Origin of the sequence: Bacillus sp. AFS002410, from assembly GCF_002556365.1 — a bacterium.
Lineage (GTDB): Bacteria > Bacillota > Bacilli > Bacillales > Bacillaceae_G > Gottfriedia.
In genome coordinates this window covers 83,422-95,936 of the sequence record NZ_NUEU01000023.1, presented here as the reverse complement: position 1 = coordinate 95,936, position 12,515 = coordinate 83,422, and the positions used below count along the sequence as shown (strand labels likewise).

Annotated in this window: 13 protein-coding genes and 2 tRNA genes; 6 read left to right on the top strand and 9 right to left on the bottom strand. The window is 32.9% G+C overall.

Features of this window, described 5'->3' with window-relative positions:
- Position 1: 1 nt before the first annotated feature.
- Positions 2-78: transfer RNA gene (locus CN692_RS15230), tRNA-Met, on the bottom strand.
- A gap of 12 nt (positions 79-90) precedes the next feature.
- Positions 91-165: transfer RNA gene (locus CN692_RS15225), tRNA-Asn, on the bottom strand.
- Between the two features lie 389 nt (positions 166-554).
- Here CN692_RS15225 and CN692_RS15220 point away from each other — a divergent pair.
- From CN692_RS15220 to ispG, 3 genes are all read left to right on the top strand, one after another.
- Entirely contained in the window at positions 555-1,313 is a 759-nt protein-coding gene (locus CN692_RS15220) for a DUF1189 domain-containing protein (RefSeq protein WP_098120016.1), read from the top strand.
- A 110-nt stretch (positions 1,314-1,423) separates the two neighbouring features.
- Positions 1,424-1,756, top strand: a complete 333-nt coding sequence (locus CN692_RS15215; protein WP_098120015.1) for a hypothetical protein — start codon at positions 1,424-1,426, stop codon at positions 1,754-1,756.
- Positions 1,757-1,871: 115 nt separating this feature from the next.
- Complete coding sequence (gene ispG, locus CN692_RS15210) at positions 1,872-2,972, top strand: flavodoxin-dependent (E)-4-hydroxy-3-methylbut-2-enyl-diphosphate synthase (RefSeq protein WP_098120014.1); 1,101 nt, start codon at positions 1,872-1,874, stop codon at positions 2,970-2,972.
- A gap of 386 nt (positions 2,973-3,358) precedes the next feature.
- On the opposite strand, the gene CN692_RS15205 is transcribed toward ispG, so the two are convergent.
- From CN692_RS15205 to CN692_RS15185, 5 genes are all read right to left on the bottom strand, one after another.
- A complete protein-coding gene (locus CN692_RS15205) occupies positions 3,359-3,577 on the bottom strand; it encodes a hypothetical protein (protein WP_098120013.1) in 219 nt (72 codons plus the stop codon).
- Positions 3,578-3,687: 110 nt separating this feature from the next.
- A complete protein-coding gene (locus tag CN692_RS15200) occupies positions 3,688-4,761 on the bottom strand; it encodes a sulfate/molybdate ABC transporter ATP-binding protein (RefSeq protein ID WP_098120012.1) in 1,074 nt (357 codons plus the stop codon).
- A gap of 11 nt (positions 4,762-4,772) precedes the next feature.
- Positions 4,773-5,654 (bottom strand): sulfate ABC transporter permease subunit CysW, encoded by an 882-nt coding sequence (gene cysW, locus CN692_RS15195; protein ID WP_098120011.1) that lies wholly within the window; start codon positions 5,652-5,654, stop codon positions 4,773-4,775.
- Between the two features lies 1 nt (position 5,655).
- Positions 5,656-6,534: a sulfate ABC transporter permease subunit CysT gene (gene cysT / locus CN692_RS15190; RefSeq protein ID WP_098120098.1), complete on the bottom strand. Its 879-nt coding sequence runs from the start codon at positions 6,532-6,534 to the stop codon at positions 5,656-5,658.
- A gap of 71 nt (positions 6,535-6,605) precedes the next feature.
- A complete protein-coding gene (locus CN692_RS15185) occupies positions 6,606-7,658 on the bottom strand; it encodes a sulfate ABC transporter substrate-binding protein (protein ID WP_098120097.1) in 1,053 nt (350 codons plus the stop codon).
- A gap of 312 nt (positions 7,659-7,970) precedes the next feature.
- On the opposite strand from CN692_RS15185, the gene CN692_RS15180 reads away from it, so the two are divergent.
- Together CN692_RS15180 and CN692_RS26775 are read left to right on the top strand one after the other, a co-directional pair.
- Entirely contained in the window at positions 7,971-8,735 is a 765-nt protein-coding gene (locus CN692_RS15180; protein WP_179874458.1) for an arylamine N-acetyltransferase family protein, read from the top strand.
- A gap of 114 nt (positions 8,736-8,849) precedes the next feature.
- Positions 8,850-8,981: a hypothetical protein gene (locus tag CN692_RS26775; protein ID WP_257144038.1), complete on the top strand. Its 132-nt coding sequence runs from the start codon at positions 8,850-8,852 to the stop codon at positions 8,979-8,981.
- A 302-nt stretch (positions 8,982-9,283) separates the two neighbouring features.
- Here CN692_RS26775 and CN692_RS15175 read toward each other — a convergent pair whose 3' ends face one another.
- Together CN692_RS15175 and CN692_RS15170 are read right to left on the bottom strand one after the other, a co-directional pair.
- Positions 9,284-10,891 (bottom strand): M20/M25/M40 family metallo-hydrolase, encoded by a 1,608-nt coding sequence (locus CN692_RS15175; RefSeq protein ID WP_098120009.1) that lies wholly within the window; start codon positions 10,889-10,891, stop codon positions 9,284-9,286.
- A gap of 450 nt (positions 10,892-11,341) precedes the next feature.
- Positions 11,342-11,797 (bottom strand): hypothetical protein, encoded by a 456-nt coding sequence (locus CN692_RS15170; protein ID WP_098120008.1) that lies wholly within the window; start codon positions 11,795-11,797, stop codon positions 11,342-11,344.
- A gap of 280 nt (positions 11,798-12,077) precedes the next feature.
- Here CN692_RS15170 and CN692_RS15165 point away from each other — a divergent pair, with 280 nt between their 5' ends.
- Positions 12,078-12,506, top strand: coding sequence for a VOC family protein (locus tag CN692_RS15165; RefSeq protein WP_098120007.1), 429 nt, complete (start codon positions 12,078-12,080; stop codon positions 12,504-12,506).
- Positions 12,507-12,515 lie beyond the last annotated feature (9 nt).

Here is a 12,515-nt window from a genome sequence, read left to right as displayed (position 1 = left end):
TTGGTAGCGGCGGAGGGAGTCGAACCCACGACCTCACGGGTATGAACCGTACGCTCTAGCCAGCTGAGCTACACCGCCAAACTATAAAAATGGCTCCGCAGGTAGGATTCGAACCTACGACCACTCGGTTAACAGCCGAGTGCTCTACCACTGAGCTACTGCGGAATAATTTCCGTTGTCCTTAAGACAATATTTAATATATCATGACTCAAATTAAACGTCAATGTAATTTTTCACTTTTTTTTTTTTTTTAGATATTAATTTATCTTAATCAACTTTTAGTGTAAATAATATGTAGTGTGAAGTTTGAAACTCCACTAAATGTTCATCTTCTCCACTAATCTTGCACTCCTGTATTTCTCCCCCTAATTCATTGTCCAGGACAACTTACTATCATTAATAAAACTTCTGCCCGCTCTTAATCTTACTCTTTTCATTCTAATTAAAGTTTAATATTCATTTTCAAAAAAAAGATTATAATATACAAAATAGCCCGAAAGATACATAATAAATTTCGGGAAGTGAAATAACATTTAATAAGAAAGGATGAGTTTATGAATATATTTAAACAATTTTGGTTTAGTTTATACTCTCCAAAAACAATATCAAGATATAGACTCCAAAAAATCGGTAAAACAATCTTTTTTCTATTCCTACTAGCAATTTTATATACTCTTCCTGGGTTCTTTTCATTGGAAAAAAATGTGAAGCTTCAGGTGAACAATGTTTCTGATTTGCTAAAAGAAAATATTCATACAATTTCTTTAAGCAAAGGGACAATAGCCATAAACGACAATACGCCATTCGAACGAAAGATTGGTGAATATAAATATGCTTTTTATCCAAATGAAACAATTATGCCTACCAAATTAAAAAATGAACAGTATGCACTTGTTGTATTAAAAAATAGAATAATCATGAAAAATGATAAAGGCGAGCAAGATTTCCCTTATCCTTCATTAAAGTCAAAAGAAATAAATAAAGCGGGCGTTTCAAAATTTATTAAAAATATAAAAGAAGCTCTTCCAGTCATTTTAATCGCGTTATTTTTCCTATATTATTTTGGTTCATGTATCTTCATATTTTTACTTGCGACAATATTAGCATTTTTAACAACTTTAATTAAGTCGACTAAGCACCTACCGTATAGACAACGCTTTGCAATGGTTTCGTATAGCTTAACATTACCTACTGTTATTTATTTCTTGCTTAGAATATTGGAAATAAATATTCCATTCCAAACTTTAATTTATATTGTAATTGCAGTAGTTATGTATACATTAACAATTAGAAATTTACCATCAAAAAAATAATCAATTTCCGAAGCGGTTTATACGCTTCTTTTTTTATGAGCTTTTTCCTGGCTTCTTTTTTGGAATATTCAGTGTGGACAAGCATATAGTCTACAAAGGAGTGATTATTAATGAAAAGAATAGCTTTTTTATTCGGTGCATTATTACTTGGATATATAATTTTCTTCGACCTTAATGTAGGAACGATCCCTACTCAACATATTGCTACAGTAGCCAAAGCATCTAAATCAGAAACAAAAACATCCTCACTTCCAAAATATGAAAAAATCCAAGTAAAGAATGGAGATACTGTTTTAGGAATTATCGAAGATCTCAATCCTGATTTTAGCCAACCAATTAGCCAAATTACGAAGGATTTCACTGATTTAAATGATGGTCTACTACCTACTAAAATTCAAAGTGGAAAATCATATAAATTCCCAATTTACTCTTCACAAAAGTAAATTTTGTGTTATATTTCTTTAGAACCAGTTGATAAAATGAGTAATCATGAAGAAAATATGATAATGTAGATATATAAAAAATGAAATAAGTTATTTTTGAAGGAGCGAGTTACTCGTGAACGAAATTACACATAGAAGTAAAACACGTGCAGTTAAAGTAGGAAATGTAGTTGTTGGTGGAGCAAATGAGATTTCAATCCAAAGTATGACAACAACAAAAACACACGATGTTGAAGCAACAGTTGCAGAAATTAAACGACTTGAAGAAGCTGGATGTCAGATTGTTCGAGTTGCAGTACCAGATGAAAGAGCAGCTAATGCGATTGCTGATATAAAAAGACAAATTAATATACCACTTGTAGCAGATATACACTTTGATTATAAATTAGCGCTTAAAGCAATTGAAGGCGGCGTAGATAAAATAAGAATTAATCCAGGTAATATTGGACGTAAAGAAAAAGTTGAAGCAGTTGTAAATGCAGCTAAAGCTAAAGGAATTCCAATACGTATCGGTGTTAATGCTGGTTCTTTAGAAAAACGTATTTTAGAGAAATACGGTTACCCAACTGCTGATGGAATGGTTGAAAGTGCATTACATCATATTAAAATTCTTGAAGACTTAGATTTCCATGACATCATCGTTTCAATGAAAGCATCAGATGTAAACCTTGCAATTGAAGCATATGAAAAAGCATCAAAAGCATTCGATTATCCTTTACACTTAGGTATCACTGAATCAGGTACACTATTTGCTGGTACAGTTAAAAGTGCTGCTGGTTTAGGTGCAATCATAAGTAAAGGGATCGGAAACACAATGCGTATCTCTTTAAGTGCAGACCCAGTTGAAGAAATAAAAGTTGCTAGAGAATTACTTAAATCTTTCGGCTTATCTTCAAACGCTGCAACATTGATTTCTTGCCCTACTTGTGGACGAATCGAAATTGACTTAATTAGTATTGCAAACGATATTGAAGAATATATTTCAACACTAAAAGTACCGATTAAAGTTGCCGTACTAGGATGTGCAGTAAACGGACCTGGTGAAGCACGTGAAGCTGATATCGGTATTGCTGGAGCACGCGGTGAAGGATTACTATTCCGTCACGGAGAAATCGTTCGTAAAGTACCTGAAGCAACAATGGTTGAAGAATTAAAACGTGAAATCGACATTATCGCAAAAGAAAAACTTGCTGAACTAGAAGCAGCAAAAGGCTAAAGAGGCATAAAAACAGTCTCCCCTAGATTTTTCTTAATAGCGTTGTATACAAAGAGGCCTCCTAAGAGTCGCGTAACTGACAATTAGGAGGCCTCTTTTTCATATTAAGTAAGAATATGTATAACTGCATCTTCGCCTAAGGCTCGATCGGCAGTTTGCGTTAATATAAGCCTTTCTAGAATGGGGGTATCTTGTTAGAATTTTATTATTAGAGTGGAATTTATGCTCTCCTTACATAGATATTTAATAGATTTCTTCACTTTTTTAAGCGAATTTTTTAAAAAAAGTGCAAATTTATTGATTTTCCATTGTGTGCATCGATCTTTGAACAATAAATTAGGTAAAATACCCTAACTGGTATAGGTATTTCCATACTAATTTGGGGTTCAACATAGTTTAATTGCAGTTTCGCTAATTTTATTTGCAGTTTTACTGATTTTATTTGCGGTTTTGTTAATTTTAATTGCAGTTATACTGATTTTATTTGCAGTTCTTCCTTTAATTGCACTTTTCACAGTTTTATTTGCACGTTCAACCTTTTTATTTGCAGATTTTCTATTTTTAATTGCAGTGCCCCCTTTATTTGCAGCGATTCTTTTTTGCACTGTTCACAGTTTTATTTGCAGTTATTCTTCATTTCAACTACTCTCCTCTAAATACTTAGTAGGATGCCCTTCTCAAACATTTGGGACACCCTACTGTTTACACTCTCCTACTAGATCGAATAATCCTGAGGGATAAATACCTTTAATTCATTAGGGCGTACAAATACTCGTTCTCCAAGTTGAATATTTAGATCATAAAATAATTCGTTCATTAATTCGATTTCGACATAATCATTTGTGTCTTCTCGAAGGACTTCGACGTACACAATTGGCCCCACTGCATGAATATGAGTAATGATTGCACTTATGGATGTTTGATCTGTTTCAATTTTTTCGATTGATATTTGATGAGGTCGGACATAACCTGTAACTTCTTTATGATCTCGTTCAACTTGCTCTTGTAATGGTATTTCTAGACCACCGCTTATTAAATTTCCTTTATTGATCCGTCCATGAAATAAGTTTACTTTTCCAAGAAAATCATAAACAAACGGACTTGCAGGTGTATGATAAACTTCTTCTGGAGTACCGATTTGCTCAATTGTTCCACCATTCATAATGACCACTCGGTCGGCAACTTCAAGCGCTTCTTCTTGATCATGTGTTACAAATATGCTTGTAACATTAATTTCGTCATGAAGCTTACGTAACCATCTTCTTAAATCCTTTCTTACTTTTGCATCTAGTGCTCCAAATGGTTCATCTAATAATAATACGCTCGGTTCAACAGCCAAAGCTCTAGCTAATGCGACACGTTGTCTTTGTCCACCAGATAATTGCGAAGGAAATCGATTGGCAAAGCTTTCTAATTTTACTAAATTTAATAGCTCCATTACTTTCTCTTTAATTTTTCGCTTAGTTGGACGTGTAGCTCTTGGTCTTACATTTAATCCAAATGCAATATTATCAAAAACGGTCATATGCTGAAATAAAGCATAGTGCTGGAAAACAAACCCTACATTCCTTTCCTTTACTTGTAAATTTGCTACATCCTGTTCCTCAAAGAATATTTCCCCACCATCTGGATTCTCTAAGCCAGCAATTATTCGTAGTAATGTTGTTTTACCAGAACCAGACGGGCCTAAAAGTGCTACTAATTCTCCTTTTTTTATATTTAGATCAATCCCTTTTAAAGCAGACTCATTTTCATAGCTCTTTAATACATTAGAAACTTTAATTGACATACGATCCTCTCCTATTGTTTCTCTACCTTCTGAACTTTCCATTCAATAATATTTTTAATCACTAATGTCAGAATCGCAAAAATAGACATAAGTGAAGCTACTGTATACGCTTGTGGAAATTGGTACTCGTTATATAAATTTTCTATATGAAGTGGCATCGTAATTGTCTCTCCGCGAATATGTCCAGAAACTACTGATACAGCTCCAAATTCTCCAACCGCTCTTGCATTACATAATATAATGCCATATAAAAGTCCCCATTTAATTTTTGGTAGTGTCACCTTCCCAAAAATATGCCAACCGTTAGCACCTAAAGTTAACGCGGCCTCTTCTTCTGCACTTCCTGTAGCCTGCATAACTGCAATTAATTCTTTCGCAACAAACGGAAGAGTTACAAAGATTGTTGCTAAAACAATTCCCGGGGTTGAAAAAATGACTTTTAAATTGTGCTCTTTTAACCAGCCACCAAATACCCCATTATTCGGACTAAATAAAAGTACAAATAAAAAACCCGTAACAACTGGAGACATAGCAAAAGGTAATTCAATTAAAGTTACCAATAAATTTTTCCCTTTAAAATTAAATTTCGTTGTAGCCCAAGCAATTGAAACTCCAAATATTGCATTAAGTGGTAAGGTAATGATCGTTACAATAAAAGTTAATTTAATTGCAGCTAAAGTTTCATCATTTACGATTGTTTCTTTATAAACTCCGAAGCCATCTTGCAATGCTTTTATAAAAATTGAAACTAAAGGAAGAAATAAAAATAGCGCTAAAAATAAAATAACGATACTAGTTAAGATGATTTGAAACGATTTCCCCTTTAATTTAATTCCTTTTTTTGTATGACTATTTAAAGTTAATTTTCTCTCAATATTTAACTCTCTTTCCATTCTAACTCTTACCCCCTTGAACAAATGCCCGATTAGAGTATCGTTGAAAAATACTAATCAATAATAATAGAAGGAAAGAAATAACTAATAATACAACTGCTAGTGCAGTTGCCCCTGCGTAATCATATTGCTCTAATTTTGTCATGATCAATAAAGGGGTTATTTCAGTTTTCATAGGCATATTTCCCGAAATAAATACAACAGACCCATATTCCCCTAAAGACCTCGCAAAAGCTAATGAAAAACCAGTTAACAAGGCTGGTAAAATTCCTGGGAATATGATCTTCCAGAAAATTTGTAAACGGTTTGCACCTAAACTTGCAGCTGCTTCCTCAACATCTTTATGGAAATTCTCTAGCACAGGTTGCACCATCCTTACTACAAATGGTAATCCAATAAAAGTAAGAGCAATAATAATACCTAAAGGTGTATAAGCTATTTTGAAAGAAAATAGTCTTCCAATCCAACCACTAGGAGAATACAACGTAGTTAAAGTAATACCGGCTACTGCAGTCGGTAATGCAAATGGTAAATCAATGAAAGCATCGACTATTCTCTTCCCTGGAAAACGATATCGTACGAGTACCCAGGCTACTAATAAACCAAAGACAGCGTTTAAGATCGCAGCAATAAAGGCTGTTCCAAAACTAACTTTATATGACATTAGTACTCTAGGATCGGTTACAATTTTAAAAAATTTAGTCCATCCTATATCAAAAGAGTGTAGAAATAACATCGATATTGGTAAAAAAATGAAAAAACTTATATACAATATTGAAAATCCAAATGTTAAACCAAACCCAGGTAAGATTCTCTTTCTTGTCTTTAGCAAATTTATGTCACTCCTTAAATGAAAATCAAATAAAGAAGACTTGGACATAGCTCTATAGATGAGCCTCGGTGCTTCCATGTCCTCTTTATTTTTTAAGTTATCGTTACTCAATTAATCGTTTATTGATAAATTTGGTCAAATATTCCACCATCATTAAAATGCTTCGCTTGCGCCTTACTCCAGCCTCCAAAATCTTTATCGATTGTCAACATTGGTAAACTAGGATATTGTTTACTATATTTAGCAAGTATTTCTTGATCTCTAGGACGATAGTAATTTTCTGCAATGATTTTTTGACCTTCTTTACTATATAGATAAGATAGATAGGCTTTCGCTACTATTTCAGTTTTCTTTGCCTTTACATTTTTATCTACGACTGCAACAGGTGGCTCAGCAAGGATACTAATAGATGGATAAACAATTTTATATTTCCCTTCGCCTAATTCCTTAACAGATAGAAGAGCTTCATTTTCCCATGCAATTAGTACGTCCCCAATCCCTTTTTCAACAAATGTAGTTGTTGAGCCACGCGCGCCAGTATCTAAAACAGGTACATTCTTATATAATTTTTTCATAAATGCTTTTATTTCTTTCTCATCACCATTATATTTTTTATCTGCATAACCCCAAGCAGCTAGGTAATTCCATCTTGCACCACCAGAAGTTTTAGGGTTTGGCGTAATTACTTGAACCCCTTTCTTAGTTAGATCATCCCAATCCTTAATATTTTTTGGATTGCCTTTCCTTACTAAGAAAACAATAGTTGAAGTATATGGTGTTGAATTATAATCAAATTCTTTTTGCCAATTAGGTGATAATAGTTGTGCCTTTTCGTTGATTGAATCAACATCATAACCTAGAGCAAGTGTAACAACATCAGCATCTAAACCATCAATTACTGCCCTAGCTTGCTTTCCCGAACCTCCATGAGACTGTTTAATTGTCACTGTTTGATGATGCTCTTTTTCCCAATATTTACTAAACGCTTTATTATAGTTTTCATATAATTCACGGGTCGGATCATATGAAACATTTAGTAATTCTACTTTTTTATTTGTCGCATTTCCATTCGTTACCTCACTGCTATCGTCTTTTAAAGTCGAATATAAGATTCCAGAAACAGCCAAAACTGTAACAACCGAGCCAATAATCCAAGTTTTTGCCCCCACTATATTCCGCCCCCTCAAATATCAATTCTCCGATTTTATTTGTACCCATCTCGATCATTCAACACATTAAAATCTCCCCTTTAAGGCACAAATGCAAAAAGACCCTTAACTAAAGAAACTAGTTAAGGGCCTTTGGTCTTCCAATCAGCCAATTTGATTTTTTATATAAGCTTAATAATAAACACACTATTCCTATGTGTCAACTATGAATTTAGAAAATTTATAATTATTTTTCATTATATTTACTATTTATACAAGCCTCATTGTATACTCATTATATTTACTATTGAAATTACATTTTATATGGAGGATCTCATGCTGTTAGAAACATATTTTAAACACATCGGGTTAAGGCAACCAGATACAATTTCATATTCCTCTTTAAAAGAAATTCATCGTCATCACTTACTTTCCATACCTTTTGAAAATATCGATATTATTTCTCAAATACCACTATCCATGAACCCAACTCTTGTAATGAAAAAGATTTCATCAGGTAAGCGTGGTGGAATTTGTTTTGAAACAAATTCATTATTATTTTCTGTCCTACAAGAACTAGGTTTTAATGTCTCTTTTATTTCTACTCAATTTTGGAACCAAGAAAAACATCAATGGAATCCAGAGTTCTCCCATTTATCTATATTAGTTAAAATTAATGGACAAAATTATCTTGCCGACGTAGGAATTGGTGGCGGTTTTTTAGAACCCCTCCTTCTACAGGATCAATACGCATACTCTGATTCAAATGGATCCTATCGTATAAAAGAACAAGACAATTCCGGCTTCATCCTTCAAAAATCCAATGAATCTTGGAAGGATTTATTATTCATTTCAATCATACCGAAACAGCTATATCAATTTGAAAAACAATTTAACTACTTCCAAACTAGTAACGAAACAATCTTTACCCAATATAAAATTGTCAATTTACTAACAAAAGAAGGAAGAATCTCGTTATCGGATCATCAGCTAAAGGTAACTAAAAATCGCAGAATCTTTATAACAGAAATAAAAAATGAGGATGAATGGCAATCAATTTTTAACCAACTATTTAATCCAAAAGCTGAAATAAAGGGCTAAGAGATTGGACAAAGTCACAAAAATCCTTTTTGGCCCCTCTTCTTCGTAAAATACTAATAAACGAAACAATAATGGAACAAATTAATTGTAAACAAAGTAAAGGGGATCGATCATTTGAAAAACAGCGAAAAACAAAATAGCATAATAAGAGAAAGACGTGAAGATGAAGTAAATAATGTTAATGAGAGTCAAAAAAATAATCAGCCACTTCCTCAAGCAAAGGATATTGAAGAAATAGAATACTAATCGCTTAAATATAAAAAACTACACCTCCAATTGTTAGTTATGTCTAACAATTGGGGTGCAGTTCAATCTTGTGGATTTTTTGCTAACATGTAAAATTTTGTTCAAAATATAAACTGGGATGATTACATTTTTGACACTAAATCAACGGGTTTTTACCATATATCGCCGAGATTCAGTGTTTTATCAACGAGGTTCTGTGATTTATCAACGAAGTTCAGTGTTTTATCAACGAAGTTCACAACTTTATCAATATTGTTCACACTATGTTCGTATCGGTGGTAATGTCACATCCATTGCTCTCCCTACATTTTACTTACCATACGGATTACTTCTTCTACTATAAAAGGTACTTCTTCAAATGCATTTCTCATATGCAGTCGCTCAGTTAGCTTATGGGCATCCTTTCCGAATGGCCCAATATTTAATACAGGGGCATTTAATTTTCCCATTAAATCAAATGGTAATGTATAGCAATCCCCCCATACTGGTGTGTTTTGTTCAAATGCTGTCCATCCGTTAGATGAGTCACTGTAATTAACATAACTTAAATCACAAATTCCATTAAAATAGTGAATTCTTTTTACTGGCAAATTAAACTGATTAATAGCAAGTTCAGAAGAATACTTAATACATTGTTCGACTAATTCATTTCCAGTGGAATTAATAGCTGGATAATATGGTGGTGCAAACAAAATGATAATCGCAGGTGCAAGCTCCTGACATTCAATCATTAAATGATCAGCAATTCTAAAAGATTTTTCACGATCATCCCACTCATTATGAGCATTAATTTCCTTTTTAAGTTCCATAATATAGTTCTGTCCTAGTTTCTCAGAAGCATAGTTATGCAACTCCCTATACTGCAGAACCTTTACTTTTCCAATTGGATTCACATGATGTTTATTACACATATTTTCATATTCAAGATTACATTCATCAGCAGCTTGCTGTGCTATTTTTTCGAATAGATTAAAAACTTCAGAAGCATTTCTTTTCATTAAAAATACATTATACAACGCGTTTGAGCGAAACGGTGTTTGAGTGGAATACTCTAACCTCAAGTCCTTTTGTTGTAACGTAACTGGTAAAGGCGTAGTTTCATCAAAATCAGTCTCTTGAAATTCGTCATTCCACTCCATTTTTCTTGTTAAAAATGAAGAGATATATGGAGATGTTATACCACTTAACGGTTCTCCCGCATGGGTTTCTTTTCCATAAAATAGTGCTGCTGGCATGATTTTACCGATTGTACCAGAGTATGTGTAATACTTTGGATCGCCTGGCTCCTGTGTAAACACTGGCTCCCCGTTCAAGAACAATTTGTAATTTAAATCATATTCCTCTTTAAGATTTACAAGTGTTGAAACCGCATCACGCATGCCATCCGAATTAACCTCTTCATCAGGAACCGTTAATAACAGAAGATTGATCGGCCATTTCTCAATACTTGCCTTCTCAATAATACTCATATGCATCGCAAGTCCCATTTTCATATCCATTGTGCCTCGACCAAATAAATACTCACCGGATTTTAAATCATTCTGAACTTCTATAGATAACTCGCTAAGACGTTCATAGAAAGCTCTTGTTAACTCCTCAGTTTTAGTAGATAAAGTTTCTAACTCCCCATACTCTTCTGTGTTTACCGTATCAAAATGACTTATAAGACAAATTGTATCTTTTACTTCTGGATGTTTATATAATGCCGTTAAAAATTTCCGACCTTTATTTGAATTATGTAACTTCAATTGATCTGATGAATCTTTGAAATATTGTAAGTCACTTAACTTTTTATATAAGTTAATCGGAAATTGACGTTCTCCCTCTGTTAGACTAATACTTTTCCAACTAACTAACTCTGATAATAATGATTTTAAGCTTTCAGGTGTATTCCATCGCATTTTATCCATAATATCCCCCATAAACAAATGTGTAGTTATGCTCCTTTTTTCATAATTCTAGTAATATCTCACCAATTCTAGAAAAGTCACTTAATACCTTTTTTAAATGAACTGATCTGCTTAAAAATAAAAAACCATCTATAATTAGATGGTTCAGAGTGTTAAAAATTAGTTTGTCAATTAGTGTCCAACATTACCTAGGTTAAGTAAAGTTTGGTGTAGTGACTTTCCACTATAGCCTGTTAAAATAGGCTGTTTTTATATTTACTTACTCATGAACCTGGTATGTGTTAATAAACTTCATATTTCCTCTCTTTAACTCATGAACCCTTTATGGACCAACTATATTTAGATAGTCAGAGTGTAAAAAAACTGATGGTCCAGACTGATGCAAATACTTGTCAACAATCTGAACCATCAATTATTAGATAGAATACTTAACTCTCCTATCTGAACTATTTAAAATCGCGTTCCGCTCATATTCCATACAATAAATGTGCACATAAAGATTAAGCCAAATATGAGCATCAAAATAAAACCAGATAATTTTGCTAGCCCTTTTTCTTCTTTAACAATGGCTATTACACCAGTAATTAAGCTTGCAAAAAGACAAATATAATAGATATAAAATGAGATAACATTTATTGAATTAATTGTTTCGATCTTAAAAGCAAAAATTGAACTAATTAAACTACCTAATACAAAAAAATATGCCAATTTCCCAATCTTTTGACTAAACTTTATTACTCCGCTTGTAATGACTCCAAAACAACTAATTAGAGAAAGCCAACAAATGCCTTCTAGTATTCTTCTACTTAAGATTGGCAATGGCTTAGCTAAGTGGCCCATATACGATAATAAAATCACACATAATAATAGGAAGGCATTTCTTCTATATATTTTGAGCTCCTGCAAACTATCCAGCCTCCTAGGCTATAAGTTTAATAAAACATCTTGCCCTAATGCATACTATTCAACAGTTGAGGAATTTTCCCTTTAATTAATAGTTAAATTAAAATCGCAAAAAAGAACAAAAGTTCTCTTTTTATGTCGAAAAAATTAAAATAAATCTCTATTGCAAACATACGTTCTTTATTTTATAATTTATTCATGGATAGATTAATATAATAGGTTAAGAAAATTATGTTATTCTTTCATTTAAATATCTCAAATAGATTATAGGAGTGAAGTGGACATGTCATTAGAATTAATCCCTTATTTAATCATGGACGGAAACGCTAGTGAAGCAATTAATTTTTATGAAAAAGCTCTTGATGCAAAGGTACTTTTTAGTCAAACTTACGGAGATGTTCCAGGAGACACAGACGGAAAAATTCCAGCAGATGCTAAAGAATTAATCATGCATGCAACAATCCAAATTGGCAAATCAGTATTAATGCTTTCAGATACATATCCTGGTTATCCATTCCAAAGCGGGAATCAAGTTACTATTTGTATATCTACAAATGATATTGAAATTTCAAAACGATTTTTTGAAGGCCTTTCAGTTGGCGGTCAAGTAGAGTTACCTCTACAAGATACAGGTTTTAGCCCGTGCTACGGTAAAGTTGTAGACAAATTTGGTGTATTATTCCAAGTATTTACCCACCCTGCTGGGGAGTAATAATTGAAT